The organism is Bacillus thuringiensis (assembly GCF_001595725.1).
GTDB lineage: Bacteria > Bacillota > Bacilli > Bacillales > Bacillaceae_G > Bacillus_A > Bacillus_A thuringiensis_K.
Window position 1 is genome coordinate 1,906,255 of record NZ_CP014282.1, and the last position, 22,032, is coordinate 1,928,286.

The window sequence follows — 22,032 nt, forward strand, 5'->3', positions numbered from 1 at the left end:
CATTCTTTTAAAAGACTGTAAGAGGACCATTAATTGGTCCTCTTATTTTGGTTATTAGTTGAACGACCCGGGTTGTTACTTCCTACAAATCATAGGGAAAATAAAAAAGTATTATAGAGGTAGTAAATGATGTTGAGAAATATTTGAAAAGAAGGAAAACAAAAAGAATAAAACGAATGTTACATTTACACGTATTCAAAAGTGGTCTGAAATGAAAATAATACATTTTCAGGAGGGATTACGATGAGTAGTACAGTGAATAAACAAAAAGGTATACAATTGATTCCGTTTACCGTAAATAAGGTGGTAGAACAAGTAAATGAAATTCCACCAGGTGTACAACTGATGCACGCTCCGCAAGTATGGGAAAAGAGTGTGAAGGGGCAAGATGTAGTCGTTGCCGTATTAGATACAGGGTGTGATACTAATCATATAGATTTAAAGGATCGTATTATCGGCGGAAGAAATTTCACAAAAGATTATGAAGCTGATCCAAATGTGTATCTTGATAATAACGGACATGGTACTCATGTTGCGGGAACGATTGCCGCGACTGAAAATGGTGTCGGTGTATTAGGAGTTGCACCACTTGCTAAAATGTTAGTATTAAAAGTTTTAGCGGGAGATGGTTCTGGAAGTTATGAGCAAATTATTGAGGCAATTCATTATGCTGTAAATTGGAGAGGGCCGAATCAAGAGAAAGTGAGAATTATTTCAATGTCACTTGGTGGTCCGCAAGATGTTCCAGAATTACATGAAGCAATTCAAAATGCGGTAAAGCAAGATGTTCTCGTTGTATGTGCTGCTGGAAATAATGGAGATTGCGATGATGAAACAGAGGAACTAGACTTTCCGGGTGCGTACTCCGAGGTAATTGAAGTTGGTGCTGTTAATTTAGAGCGGAAGATTGCATGTTTTAGTAATTCAAATCAAGAAATTGATCTAGTAGCGCCAGGTGATGAAATATTATCTACGTATCCAGAAGGAAAATATGCTGTGTTAAGTGGAACTTCCATGGCGACGCCGCATGTTGCTGGAGCGCTCGCCTTGCTCATTAAACAGTGTGAGAAAGAATACGGTCGAAAGTTATCGGAGCCGGAAATATATGCACGACTCATTAAAAGAACTGTACCTTTAGGGTACGAACGTACATCTGAAGGGAATGGATTAATAGATTTATTAAAAGAATAGCCATATTAAAAAAACATCTCATATGAATATGAGATGTTTTTTTAATATGGCTCTGTCGCATGTAATACAACTTGTAATAAACCTGGGAATCTAGCATTTAAATCTTCTTCACGAATTGAAATGAAACGTTGTGTTCCTTCAAGGCGCGTGTACATAACACCTGACTCACGTAAAACTTTGAAATGGTGAGATAAAGTTGATTTTGCAACAGGGATGTTTAAAGCACCACAAGATTGTTCATTTTTCTCTAGTAAAATATTTACAATTTGTAAACGAATTTGATCGCTAAGTGCATATAAGACAGAAGAAAATTGAATTTCTTCTCGATTTGGATGATAGAGTGTACGCATATTTCACCTACTTGTATAAGTTAAGATATTTGCACTATAACATATAAAGTGCTATATTTCTATTATTCGAATATATTCGAACAATAGAAATATAGGGGGAGAAAAAATGAAGTATACAAAATTGCAAAAGGCAGGATTAAATATTTCAAAGTTGGGTTTAGGTACAAATGCAGTAGGGGGACATAATTTATATGCTGATGTGAATGAAGAAGAAGGAAAGCGATTAGTAGAAGAAGCTATTCAGCAAGGGATTACATTTTTTGATACAGCAGATTCATATGGTTTCGGTAGATCAGAGGAATTAGTAGGAGAAGTATTAAAGGGAAAACGTCATGAGTTTATACTTGCTACAAAAGGTGGAATTCAACCGTTGTTAAATGGAGAAACTTATATTAACAATGAACCAAGTTATTTAAGGAATGCTGTGGAAAATAGCTTAAGAAGATTACAGACTGATTATATTGATTTATATTATTTACACTTTACAAATCCTGAAACAAGTTACATAGATTCAATCGGAGAGCTTACTCATTTAAAAGAAGAAGGGAAAATTCGTTCAATTGGAATATCGAACGTAAACATAGAACAATTAAAAGAGGCGAATCAACATGGTCATATAGATGTTGTACAATCTCCATACAATATGTTAGAACGTACAGCTGAGGAAGAACTGTTGCCGTATTGTATAGAAGCGGGTATTTCATTTATTCCATATGGGCCTCTTGCTTTTGGAATATTAGGCGGAAAATATACAGAAGATTTTAAATTGAACGAAGTCGATTGGCGCCAAAATGTAAATCTATTTGAAGAAAATACATATAAGAGTAATTTTAAGAAAGTGGAAAAGTTAAAAGGGCTAGCTAAAGAAAATGATATTGAAGTGTCTCATTTAGCGTTAGCATGGTTATTAAATAAAGAAGGAATTGATACTGTTATACCTGGTGGAAAGCGGGCAGAGCAGGTAAGAGAAAGTGTGAAAGCGGTAGACGTTGTATTGAATGAAAGAGTCATGAAAGAAATCCAATCTATTTTAGAAGATTAGTGAAACAGAGGGAGAGTACCCTCTGTTTATATAAGGAGAAGGTCTAAATGAACAGAGCACTAGCTGTATTTTTCACAATAATGTTTATGATCGGTACAGATACTTTCTTAATTTCACCACTGTTGCCGACATTACAACAGGTGTATCATGTTTCAACTGAGTTGTCAGGATGGATGGTGAGTTCCTATGCTTTAGGGTATGCTGGATTTGCACTTATCGCTGGTCCTATATCAGATGGATTAAACAGAAAAAAAGTGATGGTACTAGGTATGAGTTTTTTTGCAATAAGTACGTTTTTGTGTGGAATTGCACCGAGTTTTTTATGGATGCTAACATTTAGATTTTTAGCAGGTGTAAGTGCAGCTTTTGTATCTCCACAAGTGTGGGCATCCATTCCGCTCCTTATAGAGAAAAAGCAAATTGTGAAAGCAATTGGGATTGCAACAGCAGGGTTATCAATCTCTCAAATTTTAGGGCTGCCACTGGGAGCTTATTTAGCAACGATACATTATACAATGCCATTCTATTCCATTGGTATATTATCAGCACTACTTGTCATTCTTATTTATGTTGTATTACCAGAAATCCAGTCGGTTCATATAGGTGGAAATAAAAAAGCTATCTTAAAGCGCTATAAACAATTACTTACAGATTCAAAGGTTTCACTTTCTTATTTTGCATACTTTGTTTTTCAAACCGGAAATTTTGCTGCATTTTCATTTTTTGGTGTATGGCTTTCCATTCAATTTGGCTTACAAGTTCATGAAGTAGGTACAGCTATGCTCGTATTAGGATTAGGAAATTTAACTGGTAATATTTTTGGTCCTAGAATCGTAAATAAAATTGGTTATAACCTTTCTTTCTATGGTGGAATTATATTTACAGCAGTGCTATATGTATTACTTCCTCATGTAAAGAACATTGTATTGGTGGAGTTATCGTTCTTTGCTTTGTTTTTTGTGACAGGAATTTTGTTTGTATTAATGATGGGACATTTACAAAACATGTCTAGTATAGCAAGAGGAACAGGAGCCGCGCTTGCAAATGCTTCTATGTATATTGGTCAAATGATTGGAGCGGCAATAGCAGGAATGTTATTTGCAGTATCTCACAATTTTATACTTATAGGTAGTTTTACTGCGTTACTATATATAGGAGCTTTATTTTTGTTTAGAAAAAGTGAAAAACTTACTGAAAATAGTGAAACAGGAATTGTATCATAAAGCTTGTATAAATATTTCGCAAATCAGAATTAATAAGAGTGTGAATACATGAATGTGCTTTTAATTAAAGTGGTTACTAAAAGTATAGAAATAGTAGAAGAAATGTATTGTAACAAAGTTGTGAGGAATCAAAAAATAAAAATCCCTATAAAGATAGGGATTTATATATCGGCATATAGTTCCTTGGAAAAGGATATACTTAGTTTAACATATCGGACTACTTATATTTGTGAAATGGATGTGAAAGTAATGTGAAAAATGCCGAAGGAAAAAACTATTTAAATAGAGGGCAATTTAGATGGGGATATGGATTTTACATAAATGTTGTGTTATATTTCTACTTATCTGTTAATAATTACATATTTTAATTTTATTAGGGATAAAAGGGAGAGGTTTAAATGCAATGGTATTTGAAAGCTCTAAAGAATTATGGGAATTTTAGTGGTAGAGCTACGCGAAAAGAGTACTGGATTTTTAGTTTATCCAATATCGTAATTTTTTGGCTACTGTTATTTTTATCATCATTTTCAGAGGTGTTAGTTGCTATTATTGCGTTGCTATTTATGTTAGTAATGATTATACCAAGCTTTTCGGTTGGTGCACGACGATTACATGATATTGGGAAAACGGGATGGTGGCAACTATTAAATTTTGTACCGTTTGGTAGCGTTGTTTTACTTGTATTTTTTATCATTGAAAGTGAAGAAAATGACAATCAATACGGACCAAATCCGCATTCAGATTTAAAAGAAGCGATTTAATAAACTTGTTTAGTTTGTAGCATTACTAGTTCAATTATTTTATCTATTATTAAAATGGTTTGCGTGGGCTAATATTATTAGGTTGATCTTTAGGTCTAGATGACTTTTGAAACTGTAAAAATGGAAAGATAAAGGCAGAGAGAATATAGCATGGAAAGAAAAAAATTCTAAATAAAAAGCACTGTTTTAGCTAATGTAGCTAAAACAGTGCTTTTCTCTTTGATTGAACAGTTGCAGCATTTTCATCATGTATACCTGCATCTTTAATAATTCGTTGTTTTGCTTTATTTAATAGATGGTTTACTGCTTCGCCAAAATAGTTAGCTTCGCTTTTTGTGCGGGCTTCTCGTAAACATTTATAGTTTTCTAGCAGTTCCTCTTTTTCGGAGTTTGTTAAGAAATCTTCTATTTTCTTTTTTGTCATACGAAACACCCTTTCTCCTGACAAACGACGCAATAGAAAATATTTATTTCTCATTATAACAATAATTTTAAAAGAAAGTATACACTAACGTCGCAATAATTTGTCAATTTCTTGAATCTTCTCATCAGCTTTCCCAATTTGCGTATTTTTAGCCTGTTCGCCACCAAGAGCTTGATGTAGTAAGAAAGTTTGGCCGGAAATAGCAGTTACAATGGATACTTTTATAATTTCTTTTATTGCGGTGACATCGAATAAAACGAGCCCAAGAAGTGCGGCTAGGCTACCAGTAAAAATATCAGTTAAAAATCCAAAATGAAAAAATGTTTTCAAACGGCGTGGAAGCAATAACTTACCTTGGTTATTGATTAGATGGGAAACGAAGCCGGTAATGCCACCAACGAGAACAGCGGTTAGCCATTGATACATTTCCATCGAATCCACTCCTTTTAGTGAATAAGATTCGATTATTTTATATTGATTCCTTTTAATATTTCATATAAGCATATTGAGAAAGTTTGTTTGGGTATATTTTGTATTCAAATTAATTTTAACAGAAAATTTAGATATATTTCAGTCTATTATATGAATCATTTTTACAATAATATGAATGCAGAAAGGGGTGCGTGATATGAATATAGATTATCGAATAAGAAGCGTAGATAGTTATACAAAAAAAATAGGGGAATTAGTAAGCCTGCTTGAGCATACGAGAGCTGTAACATTAGGCGAAGTAAAAAATTTATCAGTTGAGAAATTAGATTTAATTATGCAAAGCAGCGGAAATTCAATTGGCGCCTTATTAAAGCATATAGCAGCTATTGAAAAAGTTCATCAGCTTATTTCATTTCAAGATCGTGACTTTACAAAAGAAGAATTAGAAATATGGGAAGATGCACTGTATTTAGGGGAAGCGGGTAGAGCAATCCGTGGTCATGAAATACAGTATTATGTACAACTTCTACAAAGTGTTCGAGAAGAATCTCTGAAGTATTTAAGTGAACAAGGTGATGAGTGGCTCATGTCAGAAAGAAAGTGGCCTAACGGTGTAGCATATAACCAGCACTATCTATGGTTTCATGTGCTAGAAGATGAAATTAGTCATCGAGGACAAATTAGAATGCTCAAAAACAAGTTATTTGAAAATTACGTAAAGTAATGTAGCTTTTTATAGGAGAATTCCATATAATGAGAATAATTAAAATAAGAACGGGGTGATGTATTATGGCGAAAATAACTTATATGAATAATCAACCAAATACAAAGGTGGATGGAAAGGGCGATATTATATGAGGTAATTCGCAATCCTTCCACTGAATACAAACTAGGGAGGATATTTATTTGAATCAAAATATTTTAGAATCTTTCGGCTGGGATTCATTTTTTGAAGAACAAGTTACAGAGAAAAATTATGAAGTAGGTCGTATTTTACTTGAGCATAAGCATATATATCGCATTATTTGTAATGATGGTGAATATATGGCAGAACTGTCTGGGAAGTTTCGGCATGAAGTGATTACGAAAAGCGATTATCCAGCAGTTGGTGATTGGGTGTATATAAAGAAAATAGAAGATGAAAAGAAAGCGATTATTCATCGTATTTTCCAGCGAAGAAGCTCTTTCTCAAGACAAGAGGCTGGAACAAGAACAGAAGAACAGATTATAGCAGCAAATGTAGATTATTTATTTTTAGTGAATGCACTTAATCATGATTTTAATGTTAGAAGGATGGAACGTTATTTATTATTAGCGTATGAAAGCGGCGCTATGCCAGTTATTGTTTTAACAAAGAGTAGTATATGTAATGATGTGGAAGAGAAAATTGTAGAAACGGAAGCTATAGCAATTGGTGTTCCTATTTTCGTTGTTGATAGTTTAGAGCATACAGGTATTGATTCGTTGAAACAATTCGTTTCTTCAGGGAAAACAATTGCTTTAGTTGGATCATCAGGGGTAGGAAAGTCAACTTTGTTAAATGCTTTAATAGGAATTGATGTAGCAAAAACGGGAGATATACGTGAAGAGGATAGTAGGGGGAGGCATACGACAACGCACCGAGAATTATTCCAATTGCCTAGTGGCGCTCTCGTGATTGATACGCCTGGCATGAGGGAATTGCAACTTTGGGAAGGCAGCGAAGCGATTCAAACAGCATTCTCTGATATTGAAGAACTTGCGACAATATGTCGTTTCCGGGATTGTAAGCATGAGAATGAACCAGGATGCGCGGTGTATAGTGCAATTGAAAACGGACTTATTACGATAGATCGTTTGAAAAGCTATAAAAAATTACAAAGAGAACTGGCGTATTTTATGAGGAAACAAGATGCAATCCTTGCCAGAGCAGAGCGTGATAAATGGAAGAAAATTTCTAAACAACATAAAAAAATGTAAAAACCAAAGGGCCCCTTTGGTTTTTTCTATTTGTAAATTTTATAATAATATTATTCGTATATATAGACAAAGGGAAATTAATTGTTTAAACTTTACAAAGTATTCACCATAATAGGTTATGAAAATAATAATTAGGGAATGGGAAATATTCATAATTAACTCAAATTAACTTTTAAATTTGAAAATTAGGAGGTTCATAATGGGTAAACTATTAAATTTGTTTCGTGATATGAAAGTAGCAAAAAAGCTATTAATTTCATTCTTTGTAATTTTAATTGCGGCTGTGTCTATTATTGGAGGCATGTCTTATCAAACAGCCAAAAAGAATTTTGAATCGCAAATTAAGAGTAGTGCCAACGACAATATAAAAATACTGGATAATTTAATCAATCAAATGATTGATGCAAAATTTAATGATGTGAATAATTTTGCACGGGTGATTCAGGGGAATATGTATCAAGGAGATAATCAGGATGAATTAAGAAAAATGTTATCTCAATATATAAATTTAAATAAAGATGTTGAACAAGTATATGTTGCCGGAAATGATAAAAAATTTGTACAAGAACCAAATATACAAATGGCAGCAGACTATGATCCAACAGAGCGTTCTTGGTATAAAGATGCAGTTGCAAAACAAGGTGGTATTGTTGTTACTGAGCCATATAAGGCAAAAGGAAATGGACATATTGTCGTAACAATCGCAAAACAAACAGAAGATAAAAATGGGGTTGTTGCGCTAGATTTAAGTTTAGATAATTTATTAAAAACATCAAAGTTAATTAATATTGGTAAAAAAGGATATGCCTTCATTTTAGATGGAAAGCAAAAAATAATTGCTCATCCACAAGAAAAACCAGGAGAAAAAGCGGCTGATTCTTGGGCAAAGAAAATTTATGAAGATAATCACGGTGCTTTTTCATATTCTTATGGCGGTAGTGAAAAGAATATGGTATTTGCTACAAATGTAAAAACAGGTTGGAAAATTGGTGGAACTATGTACTCAAGTGAAGTAATTGAAGCTGCTCAACCTGTATTTTATAATATGTTAATTGTTATGCTTATCTCATTAGTAATAGGTGGAGCACTTATTTATTTTGTAACACTTTCAATTACGAAGCCTTTAAAGAGATTAGTTGTTACCTCTAAAGAAATAAGTGAAGGGGATTTAACGCAAACAATTGAAATTCATTCTAATGATGAAATCGGCCAACTTGCTAAAGGCTTTAATGAGATGACGAATTCGTTACGGACGTTAATCGGAAGAATTAACGATTCAGCTGGGCATGTTGCAGCGGCATCAGAAGAGCTAACTGCAAGTGTAAGGCAAGCAAGTGAAGCGACTGAGCAAATCACAATCGCAATGGATGAAATATCAAGTGGGGCAACGACGCAAACAACAAGCGTAGAAAATGGCGCTATGTTACTGTTTGATGTAACGGAAGGTATTCAGCATGTAGCAAATAGTTCATCATCTATTAATACGGCTTCTGCACATACTCGTGAAAAAGCAGAAGATGGTGGGAAACTAGTAGGAAGAACAGTAAACCAGATGCAGTCTATTGCAGAATCTGTGTCACAATCAGATGCAGTTATACAATTACTAAATAATAAATCAAAACAAATTGGTGATATTTTAGAAGTAATTCAAAATATTGCAGATCAAACAAACCTTCTAGCTCTAAATGCGGCGATTGAAGCAGCAAGAGCCGGTGAGCATGGAAGAGGTTTCGCAATTGTTGCAGATGAAGTGCGTAAATTGGCAGAGCAGTCTAGCGTATCTTCTAGTGAAATTAGTAAATTAATATGTGAAATACAAGATGATATGGGTAAGACAGTCAAATCTATGAATCATGTAAATGAGGAAGTTCAATCTGGACTTGTTATCGCAAATGAAACGAAGCAAAACTTTGCTGGAATTTTACAATCTACAAATGAAATAGCTAATCAAATTAAGACGATGGTTGAAACGGCTAATGGAATGTCAAAAGGGGCAAATGAAGTATCTATTTCGGTAGGACAAATTGCAATGACAGCACAAAATAATGCAACAAGCACACAAAATGTTGCGGCTTCAGCTGAAGAACAGCTAGCTTCAATGGAGGAAATTGGATCCGCAGCGGGTACGTTATCTCAAATGGCTGAAGAGTTACAAGGACTAATTGACAGATTTAAAGTTTAATAGAGAACAGACTATCCCCTAGTAGCATTATGCCACTAGAGGGTAGTCTGTTTTATTGTGTAAAATCAAATAGGGATGTAGACTTCCTTTATGACGTTTAAAATGGCATTTTGCATAATGTTTGTCGAAAAATAGAGGTATTTGTTAGCTTTGTGTATAATTATTAACGTATAGAATACAAATAAAAGGAGAGTATTATGGGAGTGTATTGGGGGACAAAAAGACATTCTTGGCTTAGTTACGTCTCATTTTGGCTAAGTATTTCATTTTTTATTGTTTTTCTAATTGAAGTGTTTATATTAAAAACACTTTCGAATAGCTCGGTACAAATTGTTAAATATTTTTATTTTATACTTGTACCGGTAAATATTTTTCTTAGTTTAAAGTTACTATTTAAGAAGAATGAAAAGAAAGCGTTACCTATTTTTAGTTTCATTGTCTCATTATTATTTGCAATTTTAATAATCGTATTAGTTTTAGCAGCTATAGGGAAGTTCTTTTAAGGGGAGTGGTATAAGTCACTCTCCTTTTTTATTTGTGGTAGTCTTACTATATGTAAAAGTATGAATGCTGTGAGCTAATAAAAGCGGAGAGTAGACAATATTTGCATGGATTAAAGTCTGACGTTATTTAAACTTGTAAGAGTGTATGGAGTAATGAGGTAATATACATAATAATGAAGATAGAATTAGTTATTTTATAAGTATCTATGAAGCAAATGAATACGGTAAGAACGGTGATATATGGTACAATAGCTATGGATAGTGATAGAGATAAAGGGTATATAAAATACTCATCGTTTTTTAGTAAGAGAGGGGTTATCTTATGCTATACGAGGATTTGGAGACATTATTTCAAACAGCTCCGAAAGAAGATAGAGGCGGATGGAAATATATAATCCAAGAACAAAATGATACATATAAAATTGGTGATGAAATACTGAAAAATCAAATGAGTGTCGAATTGTATTTTAATGAATACGATGAGGTGAAAATCACTTTATATAAAGATGGAATTCCGATTACGACTATACAAAGAATTGTGATTTCAAAAGTTGAATTAGACGAAGATGAAGAAGGTATTCAATTTGTTTTAGAACGCATGCCTAGTCGAATGATTCGGTTGCAGTTAAAGCCGTATTTAGCATTAGAAATGGGACCGTACTGGGAAGTATGTGATGATTGTGAATGAACATAAAAAAGCATCCAATAACATGGATGCTTTTTTATGTTTTTTGAAGTTGTTTAAACGCAATGATTGGAAGTATAACAATACTTACCCATCCGATGATAGGATATAGAATGTGAAGTAAGTCACTGTAACCGATGTAACTAAAGCAATAACTAATTAGTAAAATGAAGAAAATAATATTGTGATTTTTCCACCCGGTAATAGATTGCATCTGTTTTGTCATCCCGAACACATTACCAACTAAAGTTGTGAAAACTTCACCGAAAATAATGAGAACGAAGAAGAAGTGAAAAGTTGCATTAAATCTTCTTATGACTTCAGCCATTGGGATGTTATATTGATAAAATTGATCGACTGATAAGATTGCTAAATGGCTGCATAATAAAATTAAAGAAAGTCCAGCACCACCTAAAATCCCACCCCAAAAAATGGCTTTTCGATCCTTTACTTCACTGGCTAATGGGACGAGAACACTTTGGGCGAGAGAAAGATTTAAGGCGACATATGTAATAGGGCTAGTAATCCATTTCATATTCCAACTCTCTGCAGGAATAGTGTTATTAATGGAAGGTGTACCGTGAAAAAAGGTTGTAATAGCAAGTCCGATAATAAAAATCATCATAATAGGTACGACAAGTGTATTTACTTCAAAAACACCTTGTAATCCGCGGCTACTTATAATGAGACAAGCGATAACTGTAATGAGAATACCGAGTTGTCTTGGTAAGCGAAGTTGCTCTTCAAATACTGCACCAGCCCCTGATAACATAACGCTCGTTACGCCGAATAAAACGAGTAATAATAATGTGTTTACAACATTCCCAAATACATCCCCAAATAAATATTTGTTAAATTCTTGCGCTGAAAATGCCCCGATTTGTGATGAAAGTAACATCATCTTTGTGCCGAGCCAAATAAAAAAAAATCCACTTACACATATGCCAATTGTCCCGTATAATCCATTCACTGTGAAAAATTCAACAATTTCTCGTCCAGTAGCAAATCCAGCTCCAACGACAGTTCCGATATAAGTAGCAGCTACTTTCTTTGCTACTTGCCATTGTTGATTGTCCATGTTATCCCTCTTTCTACTATGATGAGCTTGATGTACTATTATGCATATGTATGAGCTTGGACAATTAGACGTATGAAGTGTTTGAAAAAATACATGAATTAAATGATATTAGGGAAGTATTAAAGGTGTTAAAACTTTGTTACATATAAGCCGATTGTTCGAAAGGAAAGGGAATGTATGGTAAAATGTAATTAGGTTATTAAAAGATAAACATTACAAAATGATAAGAGGAGTGGACTGTATGAGTACGAAAACAAATGTTGTTGAAGTATTAAACAAGCAGGTAGCAAACTGGAATGTGTTATATGTTAAATTACATAATTATCACTGGTATGTGACAGGGCCACACTTCTTTACATTACATGAGAAATTTGAAGAGTTTTATAATGAGGCTGGAACGTATATTGATGAGTTAGCAGAACGTATTTTAGCTTTAGAAGGTAAACCATTAGCGACAATGAAAGAATATCTCGCAACATCTAGTGTCAGTGAAGGGACAAGCAAAGAATCTGCAGAAGAAATGGTGCAAACATTAGTGAATGATTATTCTGCACTTATTCAAGAATTAAAAGAAGGTATGGAAGTTGCGGGTGAAGCTGGCGATGAAACATCAGCTGACATGCTGTTAGCAATTCATACAACATTAGAACAACATGTATGGATGCTAAGTGCATTCTTAAAATAACGATAAAAAATATATAGAAACCCATTGAAAAATTATTTCAATGGGTTTTTTTATGATTTTTCAGTTTTCTTTTATGCTATAATATAGTAAAAAGGAGGCGATGCGATGTTTCGCTTTTTCAGAACTGGAAAAGAAGAGCGGGAAATTACGAAAGATGAGTTAGAACAAGCGATGGCTCAGTTTTTAGAAACGAATGCTAATATCGTTTATACAGTATTAGTAAATGATGATTATACAGTAAATTATGATCTGTTAAAACCGTATTTACCTGCATTTCCAACAAATGTTTTTCTTATAACGAAGGAAACGCTTGAGGTATTTGAACATACAGAAGAAAATTTAAACCTAGTGAAAGAAATTGATGTCGTACAAAAAGCAGTAGATCAATACGTAACAGAAAAAGAAATGTTCCCAATTGTTGAAGGTAGCGAAGATCGCCTCATATGCGGAATGAAACTAGGACCTTACTTAAATCGTAGCTTAAAAAGAGACTTATATATTTCAGAAAAACATTATTTAGTTTCAAGTAAACCAGATAGAAAAAAACAAAAGAGCGGGTAGACGTAATGAAAACAACAATACATATATTGTTGTCTTTTTTTGTCTGTTAAAATATTGATTTTTCAGTCTATTCTTATTTATACTAAATGCATTGGACAGGGAAGAGTAACTATTAAGCATCATTCTGAGAATAAGATATTGTTAGAGTAGGTTATACAAAGTGGTATAAAGATTCGCAAAAAAATATTATAAAAGGTTTCGGGGGAATTGGTACATGAAAAATAGTATGACTTACATTCAATTATTAAATGAAACGTTACGTTGTTATGCAAATAAAGGAAGTTTTGAAGCGTACAATTATATAATGGAAAATGCTACAGGTGTAATAGGGAATGAGGCGCAAATATATAATTTTAAGTATGCGCTCGCAAGTGCATCGGGACTTGAAAAAGAAGCATTACATTTAATGAGAGAGGCCATTATAGAAAAGGGATTCTGGTATGGAAATGAGTATTTAATTTCGGACGATGATTTAAAATCACTACATAAATTTGAAGAATTTCATACAATGGTTCAATTATGTAAAGAAAGAGAAGCATTAGCACATAAAACGGAAAGACCAGACGTGAAATATATATACAGCAAGAAAGAGGGAAATCTACTACTTACATTACATGGTGACCAAGAAAATATTCAAATAGTAGAGTCATATTGGAAATCAGTTTTGACACAAGATTACACGTTAGCTTTACCACAGTCTTCACAAATTCAGTTTTCAGATGGATTTGTTTGGGGTGATCTAGAGAGAGGGAAAGGGGAATTAAAAGAGCATTACAATAAGTTTATAGAAAATCATACAGTAGAAAATGTAATAATTGGTGGTTTTTCTGCAGGGGCAAGAGTAGCTTTATATACGATTTTACAAAAAGATATAGATGTAGATGGTTTTGTTTTTATGGCACCCTGGCTTCCTGAGATTGAAGAATGGGATGAGTTGCTAAGAGTGCTGAAGGATAAACATATAAAAGGATATATAGTATGCGGGGATCAAGATGAAGACTGTTTCGAATCCACGCAGCAATTCGTACAACTATTAAGAGAGAAGAATATAGAACATAAGTATAAAGTTGTGCCTGACTTAGATCATAATTATCCTATTAACTTTGAAGAGCTATTAAAAGAAGCTATTGAATATATAGGAAATGAAAACAATAAGTAGTAAGAAAAAGAGATGCATCATATGTGATGCATCTCTTTTTAGAATTATAAATTAAAAGCATTTGCTAGTAAGCGATAAGACTTTAATTTATGTTCGAATTGATGAGTAATCGTGACAATCATAAATTCGTCAGTATTGTATGCTTTGCTTAAGTTTATTATTTTTTCTTTTACAGAAGACGGATCACCGACAATCATACGTTGACGATTTTCTTTTATACGGAATAAATCATAAGCGCTGTATGAATAATTTTGAGCAGTTTCAATAGAAGGTGTACCAGTAGTTCGTTTTCCTTGCTCTAATAATAAGATTGATAAATCTAAACTAGAAGCAATTTTTTCCGCTTCTTCATTTGTTTCTCCGCATATAACAAAGATGGCAACGATTGAATTAGGCTTATCTCCTAAAAATGAAGGCTGATATTGTTCTTGGTAAGCCCTCATAACTTCAGGGCCTCCGAAGCCGTTAATAAATTGTGCAAATGCGAAAGAAGCTCCGTTGTTTGCAGCAATTTTAGCGCTCTCTCCGCTAGAACCGAGCATCCACATTTCAGGAGATGTTGGGATAACTGGAGTGGCTCTTAAGTTTGCATAGTGATGGTTTTCTGGTACTTGATCATGTAAGTACATTGCAACGTCTGCAATTTGTTCTGGATATTGATCAAGTGAGACCATTTTCCCTTCTTGAAGTGCGCGAGTTGCTATTGGCATACCACCAGGGGCTCTACCAACACCGAGATCGATACGATTTGGATACAGTGCTTCTAGAACACGGAAATTCTCAGCAACTTTATATGGGCTATAATGCGGTAACATAACACCACCTGAACCGACTCTAATACGGTCCGTTTTTGCGGCAATATGAGAAATAAGTATTTCTGGACTTGAACCAGCTAAGCTTACGGAATTATGATGTTCGGATACCCAAAAACGTGTGAATCCGAGTTTTTCAACTTCTTGTGCAAGCGTAACTGTATGTGAAAAAGCTTGGGCTGCTGTGCTACCATCTGAAATAGGTGATTGGTCTAATACACTTAACTTGATCATAGAATATACCTCTCAATCTTAATGTACATCCTATTATATATTTACTTATGAAAAATGCGTAGTGAAATGCTCAAAATGAAAAGCGGATAATCTTATTTCCGCTTTTAACGAGAAAATCCGCGTTCATAATGATTCATTTCGACTAGATTTAAAATATATTCATAGTTGTCAATTTCACGTTTTAGTTGTTCACGTTCTTTTTCAGATAGTGTCATATTGCTAAGTTTTTTACATAAGTTTTGTTTCTTTAATTCTAAATGTTTTTTTGTAGCATCGTAGTCATAAGTATGTTTCATTTTTAACCACTCCTTCTTTGTAGTTGCTATATTATACGAAGTATAAAGAAAAGTGAGATCTGTCTCTTATGTACTTTTAGTGAATATTCAAATTGCAATGGTGTTATGTTTATGGGGATTTATGAATAAAATGCACTAAACCACTAACGTCCATTTGATGAAGTAAGGGGTGGAATTGTGCAGAAAGATATAATGTATAACACTGAAATGGATGAAGCGTTAAAAGTTATAGATAAAGGATTGAAGAAGACGATAAGCCCAAAACAGATTATTGTAGTGGGAGCTGGTATGGCTGGGTTAGTTTCAGCATCTTTATTAAAGGCTGCAGGACATGATGTGAAAATTTTTGAAGCAAATAACCGGGTAGGTGGCCGTATAGAAACGGTTAGAATGGAAGATACCGGATTATATTTAGATGTTGGAGCAATGAGAATTCCGTATACGCATACATTAACGATGGCATATATAAGAAAATTTGGGCTACAGGTGAGACCTTTTATTAATAGGAATGAGACGGATGTTATATACGTAAATGGACGGAAAACGACGTTAAAACAATATGAAAAAGATCCAAGTATTCTAAGATATCCTGTGGAAATGAATGAAGTTGGAAAAACGTCAGAGGAATTATTATTGTTAGCGGTACAGCCCATTATAAATTTTATAAAAAAGAACCCAGAAAAAAATTGGGACGTTGTAGTAAAGGATTTTGGAAGATACTCTACTGGACAATTTTTAAAGTATCATCCTTATCAGTATAATACTTACTTTTCGCCAGTAACAATTGAGATGATCGGTGTTCTATTAGATTTAGAAGGTTTTTTAGAGCGGTCGTTTGTAGAGACTTTACGATTTTTATACATTATGCAAGAGGAGAGCGGATTTTGTGAAATTATGGGCGGGAATGATAGATTACCAAAGTCGTTTTTACCGCAATTAGAAGAAAATATTATATATAATCAAAAATTAATGAAGTTACATCAACACGATAATGGTGTGACAGCTTTCTATCGGAACGAGGAAACTTTTGAATATAGTAGTATTACAGGAGATTTAGTTATTGTTACTATCCCGTTTTCGACAATGCGTTTTGTAGAAGTAGATCCGTTTGATTCTATATCTCATGAAAAATGGAAAGCAATTCGTGAATTACATTACATGCCTGCGACGAAAATAGGAATTCAATTTAAAAGCAGATTTTGGGAAGAACAAGGGCAATTAGGTGGCAGAATTATAACAGATTTGCCAATCCGTTATGCCTATTATCCAAGTCATGGGATTGGAGAAAAAGGACCTGCTATGATGTTAGGTAGCTATACATGGTCTTACGATGCATTGTTATGGGATGGTTTATCAAAAGGCGATCGTATTTATTACACCTTACACAATTTAGCAACGATATTAGGTGGTCAAGTCTATGATGAGTTCATATCTGGAATTTCAAAAAGCTGGACATTGGATCCGTATGCGCTTGGAGGATTTGCACTTTTTCAAGCAGGTCAAGAAACTGAGCTGCAACCAGCGATTGTCAAACCAGAGGGGAGAATATTCTTCGCTGGAGATCATACAACGCTATATCACGGATGGATTCAAGGTGCGATTGAATCTGGAATTCGTGTAGCGGTGGAAGTGAATGAGTAAAAGGTTTTCAATTCAGAAAATTCTTTACTATATAACTTGAGATGGATATTATTATATATAAAAGAAATATAGGGAGTGTTTACAGTGAATCCGTTATTATTCGATTTTCCTTCTGAATTTTATACTGACAGGCTTTTTATTCGAATGCCGAAACCAGGAGATGGTAAAGTTGTATATGATGCAATTCAGGCTTCAATACAAGAACTAAAACCTTGGATGGTGTTTGCACAAAAAGAGCAAACAGAGCAAGAAGTAGAAGAAAGTATTAGAAAATCACATATTCAATTTTTGCAACGTGAAGATTTAAGATTACTAGTATTTTCGAAAGAAACAGGTGAATTTATTGCTTCAGCCGGATTACATCGTATTAATTGGGATATACCTCAATTTGAAATCGGATATTGGATTGATACAAGGTTTAGTGGAAAAGGCTATATGGTAGAGGCTGCGAAAGGTATAACGGATTACGCTTTTTCTGAATTGAAAGCAAACCGTGTAGAAATTCGTTGTGATTCTTTCAATAAGAAGAGTAGAGCGATACCTGAGAAATTAGGCTTTAAGTTAGAAGGTACGTTAGAAAGTGCGAGCGTTGCGGTAGATGGAAACGGATTAAGGGATATGTGTGTATTTGCTATGACTAGAAATACATATGAAAAAGAAGAGCTGTAAGAAAACAGCTCTTCTTTTTATGCATTATGGTACAGGATGTCCATTAGAGCTTTCGAAAATTGTAAACCATTGTTGACGGTCTAAGTTAACTTTTGTAGCAAGAGCGGCAGTTTTTACGCGATCTAATTTACCAGAGCCAACGATAGGCATCATATTAGCTGGATGAGCAAGTAACCAAGCATACATAACTGTATCGATACTAGAAACACCTAACTCAGTAGCAACTTTTTGCACAGTTTCACGTACACGTACGGCGCGTTCTGATTGACCAGTAAAAATCTCCCCACCAGCAAGAGGTGACCAAATCATTGGATTGATTCGTTTTTCTTGGCATAAATCAATTGTCCCTTTTTCAAAATGCTCAAGCTGCAATGCAGAAACTTCAATCTGGTTCGTAATAAGCGGGAAATCTAAGTACGAACTTAACATATTAAATTGTGAAGGTAAGAAGTTAGATACACCGAAGTGACGAACTTTCCCTTCTTGTTTTAATTGTGAAAATGCTGTTGCCACTTCATTTGGATCCATAAAAGGATCGGGACGATGAATAAGTAATACGTCAATATAATCTGTATGTAAATTTTTAAGTGATGCTTCTACACTTTGCATAATATGCTCTGCACTAGTATTGTAGTGAGCAACATATCGCTCTGGAAATTTCGGTGATGGGGGAGCGATTCCACACTTTGTAATAATTTGCATGTTTTCTCGTAAGGAAGGCTTTAATTGTAAAGCTTCGCCAAATAACCCTTCACACGTATATGCGCCGTAAATATCAGCGTGATCAAAAGTAGTAATTCCCATATCCATACAATCTTCAATGAAAGAAAGTAATTCTTGTTTCGTCATATTCCATTCTGCTAAACGCCAAAATCCTTGAATAATACGAGAAAATTCTAGCGTTTCAGCCATTTGAACTCGATCCATTATAAGTACCCCCTTGATGAATAATAATGTTTTGAAAAGGCTTTCTTACTACATGTTATTATATAGTTAATTAGGTGTAGAGACAATAAATATGTTTTGCTACAAAAACGATTTTCTCTATATGCTATAATGTAGAAACATATAGCTATAAGGAGATGTACGAAATGATTCCAGTAACAATATTAACTGGTTTTCTTGGATCTGGGAAAACGACATTATTAAATCGTATTTTATCAGAAAATCACGGTAAGAAATTAGCGGTGATTGTAAATGAAATAGGGCAAATTGGCATTGATAATCAGTTGATTATGAATGTGGAAGAAGAAATTATGGAAATGACAAATGGCTGTTTATGCTGTACTGTACGTGAAGATTTACTCGTTGCTTTAAAACAGTTACTGGACGTAAAAGCAGAAGGGAAAATGGATTTTGATGGTTTAGTAATTGAAACGACTGGCCTTGCAAATCCAGGCCCAATTATTCAAACATTCTTTTTAGATCCAGTCATTCAATCTGCTTACCAAATTAACGGTGTTGTAACGGTAGTAGATAGTTATCATATACATAAACATTTTGAAAAAGGATTAGAAGCAAAAGAGCAAATTGCGTTTGCTGATGTCGTTTTAGTAAATAAATTAGATTTAATTGAAGAGAATGAGAAAGAAAATCTCTTGCATGAAATTCAAGGAATTAACCCGACTGCAAAGTTAATTGAGGCGACTAACTGTGAGGTAGATATACCATCTTTATTACAAATCCAAACGTTTAAAACGAAAGATACGTTGCAAATTTACCCTCATAAAGAACATAACCACTTAGAAGGTGTGAAATCATTTGTATTACGTGAAGAACGTCCGCTGGATTTACAAAAGCTTAATGAGTGGATGTCAGCTGTCGTTCAAGAGCTAGGGGAATATTTATATCGTTACAAAGGAATTTTATCGATAGATGGAGTAGATAAACGTATCGTTTTCCAAGGTGTACATACGTTATTTGCTGCTTCGTACGATAGAGAGTGGCAAGAGGGCGAAGAGCGAGTAAGTGAAGTAGTTTTTATCGGAAGAGATATTAATAAAGAGTGGTTCCAAGAACATTTCGAGGAGTGTGTGAAATAAGTCTGCGTAAATTGCAGGCTTATTTTTTATGAGCATTCTATTAGATTGCAAAACAGAATTAAATAAGGGAGAGAAACTAAAAATTGATAAATGTATAATAAAAAGCCTGTTTTCACAGGCTTGTATTTTCGTCTATTAGTAACTCCATTACAACACCTACAACTGGACCTTCATCATCAATATCCCCATTTAAGCGGAAACCAAATGATTCATACAGTCCCATTGCAAGTTTGTTGTCTGGATGTAAACTTAAGTAAATTATTTTGCATTCAAATTTTTCTTGTAAGAATTGAATGAGTAAGCGAAGGAAACGTTTTGCGTATCCTTTTCCTTGATATTGTTGGTCAATCATAAAGCGATCGAGCCATACACTTTTATGTTTTACTGAATACCATCCATACATTGCGTATCCTACAAGTGTTTCTCCATCATATAAACCTACTGACGTTCCGTTTCCTTCATATAATGATTCTGCTAAAGAAAACGCGTTACTTTCAATAAATTGTTGCTGATCTTTTGCGACGTCTAAAGCAACTACTGAACGCCAATTTTTTGCTGTTACTTCACAAATGTGAAGATTCATAATTCCAACTCACCTTCTAAATTAATATAGCTTTAAAGCTAATATGGATAATTTTACTTGTTATTTTGGTCAAGTCAAGGATAAATACAAAAAAGGCAGCTGAATAACAAATTCAGCTGCCTAGAAAATATAATGGATTAGTTTGTTGCTTCTTTCAATGTATTTACGTTTTCTTCCATTAAAGTAAAGTAATCTTTATTATTTTTTGCATCATCTTCAGAAATAGTAGCTAAGTGATTTAAGCGTAAAACTTTTGTACCAGTTTCTTTTTGAATTACGGATGCTACTTTTGGAGTAGAGAATGTTTCGAATAAAATATATTTTAGATTATGTTCTTTTACTGTTTTTGTAATGTCAGCAAGCTGCTTTTGAGATGGTTCATCAGAAGCTGAAATTCCAGCGATAGGAATTTGTTTTAGGCCGTATCGTTGTTCCCAGTAACCATAGGCAGCATGAGAAACTAAAATTTCTTTCGTTTTTGCGTTCGCTACAGCTGCCTTAAATCCATCGTCTAAATCAGTAAATTTAGTTTGAAGTGCTGCAAAGTTTTTTTCGAATTCTTGTTTATGTTCAGGTTGTAATTCTACAAGTGCATTTTTAATTTTTTCTGCCTGTTTCATTGCTAGAGTAGGATCTAACCAAACATGCGGGTCTTTATCGTGATGATGTTCATCTTCTTTATGGCCATCTCCATGATCATGATGCTCTTCTTCAGTAGAAGCACGAAGCTCAATACCTTTAGATGCATTTACAATTTTAACATTTTCTTTTTGTAATGTTTTTTCCATTTTTTCAGCAAATGGTTCTAATTCAGCGCCGTTATAAACAAATAAATCGGCTTTTGCAACTTGTACTGTTTGTTTTTGACTTGGTTCAAATGTATGTGAATCTGCACCAGGTGGGTAAATCGCTTCAACATTTACATAGTCGCCACCGATTTTCTTTGCGAAATCAGCAAGTGGGAAAATCGTTGTATAAACTGTTAGCTTTCCATCTTTCTTGGCATTACTTTCTTTTTTATTTGAGCAGCCAGCGAAAATTAAGGTAAAAATAAGTAAGAATGAAAATATAGTCAATCTTTTAGGCATGAAGTTCTCCTCTTTTCTTTTTTACGGATATATTTTCCCCAATTATAGAAGAAAAATATCATTTTAATACAAAACGGAATAATTACGTTTTAGTTTGCGAACTTAGTATAATACATCTTTAATAAAGTTGCAATAAATAATAATCATTCCGATTTGTTTTTGTTATAAAGTTGTCAAATATAGGTGTATTATTTTTGCAAATGCATGCATATGTGACAACGCTGTTTTCATATATTGAAAAGGAGGTAAAGAGGGGGATGAGCGCTTGGGTTACTTAATGGAAGCTATTTTATTAATATTAGCGGTAGTATTGCCATTATCTTTCGTATTAATTTTTTTAAGAAAATTAATAAGTAATTTAGGGGACGCTACAACAATAACGAAATTACAAGAGAGAGATGAGAAAAAAGAGTGAGTAAAGCACTATGCGTA

General features: G+C 33.9%; 26 protein-coding genes and 1 pseudogene. 18 read left to right on the top strand and 9 right to left on the bottom strand.

Annotated features, from left to right (window positions below):
- Nucleotides 1-243 precede the first annotated feature (243 nt).
- Nucleotides 244-1,191, top strand: coding sequence for a serine protease (locus AXW78_RS09725; RefSeq protein WP_061884079.1), 948 nt, complete (start codon nucleotides 244-246; stop codon nucleotides 1,189-1,191).
- Between the two features lie 41 nt (nucleotides 1,192-1,232).
- Here the strand turns inward: AXW78_RS09725 and AXW78_RS09730 are convergent, their stop codons facing one another.
- Nucleotides 1,233-1,541, bottom strand: coding sequence for an ArsR/SmtB family transcription factor (locus tag AXW78_RS09730; RefSeq protein ID WP_046945368.1), 309 nt, complete (start codon nucleotides 1,539-1,541; stop codon nucleotides 1,233-1,235).
- Nucleotides 1,542-1,647: 106 nt separating this feature from the next.
- Here AXW78_RS09730 and AXW78_RS09735 point away from each other — a divergent pair, with 106 nt between their 5' ends.
- From AXW78_RS09735 to AXW78_RS09750, 4 genes are all read left to right on the top strand, one after another.
- Complete coding sequence (locus tag AXW78_RS09735) at nucleotides 1,648-2,583, top strand: aldo/keto reductase (RefSeq protein WP_000877961.1); 936 nt, start codon at nucleotides 1,648-1,650, stop codon at nucleotides 2,581-2,583.
- A 47-nt stretch (nucleotides 2,584-2,630) separates the two neighbouring features.
- The gene (locus AXW78_RS09740) at nucleotides 2,631-3,806 is read left to right on the top strand and encodes an MFS transporter (RefSeq protein WP_001077918.1); all 1,176 of its coding nucleotides are present in this window, start codon (nucleotides 2,631-2,633) and stop codon (nucleotides 3,804-3,806) included.
- Between the two features lie 48 nt (nucleotides 3,807-3,854).
- Nucleotides 3,855-4,061 carry a hypothetical protein gene (locus AXW78_RS35475; RefSeq protein WP_061884080.1) on the top strand — a complete coding sequence of 69 codons (207 nt, stop codon included), beginning with the start codon at nucleotides 3,855-3,857 and terminating at the stop codon, nucleotides 4,059-4,061.
- 143 nt (nucleotides 4,062-4,204) lie between these two features.
- Entirely contained in the window at nucleotides 4,205-4,567 is a 363-nt protein-coding gene (locus AXW78_RS09750) for a DUF805 domain-containing protein (protein WP_001198796.1), read from the top strand.
- A gap of 199 nt (nucleotides 4,568-4,766) precedes the next feature.
- On the opposite strand, the gene AXW78_RS09755 is transcribed toward AXW78_RS09750, so the two are convergent.
- Both AXW78_RS09755 and AXW78_RS09760 read right to left on the bottom strand, forming a co-directional pair.
- Nucleotides 4,767-4,991 (bottom strand): hypothetical protein, encoded by a 225-nt coding sequence (locus AXW78_RS09755; protein WP_000162602.1) that lies wholly within the window; start codon nucleotides 4,989-4,991, stop codon nucleotides 4,767-4,769.
- Between the two features lie 84 nt (nucleotides 4,992-5,075).
- Nucleotides 5,076-5,423 carry a DUF4257 domain-containing protein gene (locus tag AXW78_RS09760; protein ID WP_000426317.1) on the bottom strand — a complete coding sequence of 116 codons (348 nt, stop codon included), beginning with the start codon at nucleotides 5,421-5,423 and terminating at the stop codon, nucleotides 5,076-5,078.
- A 196-nt stretch (nucleotides 5,424-5,619) separates the two neighbouring features.
- Between AXW78_RS09760 and AXW78_RS09765 the strand changes: the two genes are divergently transcribed.
- The 6 genes and pseudogenes from AXW78_RS09765 to AXW78_RS09785 all read left to right on the top strand — a co-directional run bounded on the left by AXW78_RS09765 (nucleotide 5,620) and on the right by AXW78_RS09785 (nucleotide 10,755).
- Entirely contained in the window at nucleotides 5,620-6,147 is a 528-nt protein-coding gene (locus AXW78_RS09765; protein WP_001019121.1) for a DinB family protein, read from the top strand.
- A gap of 182 nt (nucleotides 6,148-6,329) precedes the next feature.
- Nucleotides 6,330-7,382: a ribosome small subunit-dependent GTPase A gene (gene rsgA, locus AXW78_RS09770; RefSeq protein ID WP_061884081.1), complete on the top strand. Its 1,053-nt coding sequence runs from the start codon at nucleotides 6,330-6,332 to the stop codon at nucleotides 7,380-7,382.
- 301 nt (nucleotides 7,383-7,683) lie between these two features.
- Nucleotides 7,684-8,622: pseudogene (locus AXW78_RS35680) on the top strand (HAMP domain-containing protein); the annotation flags it as partial.
- Between the two features lie 123 nt (nucleotides 8,623-8,745).
- Nucleotides 8,746-9,564: a methyl-accepting chemotaxis protein gene (locus AXW78_RS35685; RefSeq protein ID WP_431522274.1), complete on the top strand. Its 819-nt coding sequence runs from the start codon at nucleotides 8,746-8,748 to the stop codon at nucleotides 9,562-9,564.
- Between the two features lie 197 nt (nucleotides 9,565-9,761).
- Nucleotides 9,762-10,067, top strand: a complete 306-nt coding sequence (locus AXW78_RS09780) for a hypothetical protein (protein WP_000539571.1) — start codon at nucleotides 9,762-9,764, stop codon at nucleotides 10,065-10,067.
- 322 nt (nucleotides 10,068-10,389) lie between these two features.
- Nucleotides 10,390-10,755, top strand: coding sequence for a DUF3979 family protein (locus AXW78_RS09785; RefSeq protein ID WP_000965062.1), 366 nt, complete (start codon nucleotides 10,390-10,392; stop codon nucleotides 10,753-10,755).
- 34 nt (nucleotides 10,756-10,789) lie between these two features.
- Here the strand turns inward: AXW78_RS09785 and AXW78_RS09790 are convergent, their stop codons facing one another.
- On the bottom strand, nucleotides 10,790-11,830 hold the full coding sequence (locus tag AXW78_RS09790) for a YkvI family membrane protein (protein WP_000370207.1): 1,041 nt from the start codon (nucleotides 11,828-11,830) through the stop codon (nucleotides 10,790-10,792).
- 241 nt (nucleotides 11,831-12,071) lie between these two features.
- Here AXW78_RS09790 and AXW78_RS09795 point away from each other — a divergent pair, with 241 nt between their 5' ends.
- The 3 genes from AXW78_RS09795 (at nucleotide 12,072) to AXW78_RS09805 (ending at nucleotide 14,235) form a co-directional block, all read left to right on the top strand.
- Nucleotides 12,072-12,515: a Dps family protein gene (locus AXW78_RS09795; RefSeq protein ID WP_000105199.1), complete on the top strand. Its 444-nt coding sequence runs from the start codon at nucleotides 12,072-12,074 to the stop codon at nucleotides 12,513-12,515.
- 105 nt (nucleotides 12,516-12,620) lie between these two features.
- Nucleotides 12,621-13,076: a DUF3939 domain-containing protein gene (locus AXW78_RS09800; protein ID WP_000488208.1), complete on the top strand. Its 456-nt coding sequence runs from the start codon at nucleotides 12,621-12,623 to the stop codon at nucleotides 13,074-13,076.
- Between the two features lie 214 nt (nucleotides 13,077-13,290).
- Entirely contained in the window at nucleotides 13,291-14,235 is a 945-nt protein-coding gene (locus AXW78_RS09805) for an alpha/beta hydrolase (protein WP_000798310.1), read from the top strand.
- 44 nt (nucleotides 14,236-14,279) lie between these two features.
- Here AXW78_RS09805 and AXW78_RS09810 read toward each other — a convergent pair whose 3' ends face one another.
- Together AXW78_RS09810 and AXW78_RS09815 are read right to left on the bottom strand one after the other, a co-directional pair.
- Complete coding sequence (locus tag AXW78_RS09810) at nucleotides 14,280-15,281, bottom strand: LLM class flavin-dependent oxidoreductase (RefSeq protein WP_000594046.1); 1,002 nt, start codon at nucleotides 15,279-15,281, stop codon at nucleotides 14,280-14,282.
- 104 nt (nucleotides 15,282-15,385) lie between these two features.
- Nucleotides 15,386-15,577, bottom strand: a complete 192-nt coding sequence (locus AXW78_RS09815; protein ID WP_000683359.1) for a DUF3896 family protein — start codon at nucleotides 15,575-15,577, stop codon at nucleotides 15,386-15,388.
- Nucleotides 15,578-15,754: 177 nt separating this feature from the next.
- On the opposite strand from AXW78_RS09815, the gene AXW78_RS09820 reads away from it, so the two are divergent.
- Both AXW78_RS09820 and AXW78_RS09825 read left to right on the top strand, forming a co-directional pair.
- Entirely contained in the window at nucleotides 15,755-17,218 is a 1,464-nt protein-coding gene (locus AXW78_RS09820; protein ID WP_001168124.1) for a flavin monoamine oxidase family protein, read from the top strand.
- 84 nt (nucleotides 17,219-17,302) lie between these two features.
- A complete protein-coding gene (locus AXW78_RS09825; protein WP_001068749.1) occupies nucleotides 17,303-17,887 on the top strand; it encodes a GNAT family N-acetyltransferase in 585 nt (194 codons plus the stop codon).
- 24 nt (nucleotides 17,888-17,911) lie between these two features.
- Here AXW78_RS09825 and AXW78_RS09830 read toward each other — a convergent pair whose 3' ends face one another.
- Nucleotides 17,912-18,814 carry an aldo/keto reductase gene (locus tag AXW78_RS09830; RefSeq protein WP_000376359.1) on the bottom strand — a complete coding sequence of 301 codons (903 nt, stop codon included), beginning with the start codon at nucleotides 18,812-18,814 and terminating at the stop codon, nucleotides 17,912-17,914.
- Between the two features lie 164 nt (nucleotides 18,815-18,978).
- Between AXW78_RS09830 and AXW78_RS09835 the strand changes: the two genes are divergently transcribed.
- Nucleotides 18,979-19,929: a CobW family GTP-binding protein gene (locus AXW78_RS09835; protein WP_000613422.1), complete on the top strand. Its 951-nt coding sequence runs from the start codon at nucleotides 18,979-18,981 to the stop codon at nucleotides 19,927-19,929.
- Nucleotides 19,930-20,041: 112 nt separating this feature from the next.
- Here AXW78_RS09835 and AXW78_RS09840 read toward each other — a convergent pair whose 3' ends face one another.
- Nucleotides 20,042-20,512, bottom strand: a complete 471-nt coding sequence (locus AXW78_RS09840; RefSeq protein ID WP_001048677.1) for a GNAT family N-acetyltransferase — start codon at nucleotides 20,510-20,512, stop codon at nucleotides 20,042-20,044.
- 137 nt (nucleotides 20,513-20,649) lie between these two features.
- Nucleotides 20,650-21,600, bottom strand: a complete 951-nt coding sequence (locus AXW78_RS09845) for a metal ABC transporter substrate-binding protein (protein WP_001126151.1) — start codon at nucleotides 21,598-21,600, stop codon at nucleotides 20,650-20,652.
- Nucleotides 21,601-21,865: 265 nt separating this feature from the next.
- Between AXW78_RS09845 and AXW78_RS34350 the strand changes: the two genes are divergently transcribed.
- Complete coding sequence (locus AXW78_RS34350) at nucleotides 21,866-22,015, top strand: hypothetical protein (RefSeq protein ID WP_000540931.1); 150 nt, start codon at nucleotides 21,866-21,868, stop codon at nucleotides 22,013-22,015.
- The last annotated feature ends 17 nt before the right edge of the window (nucleotides 22,016-22,032 follow it).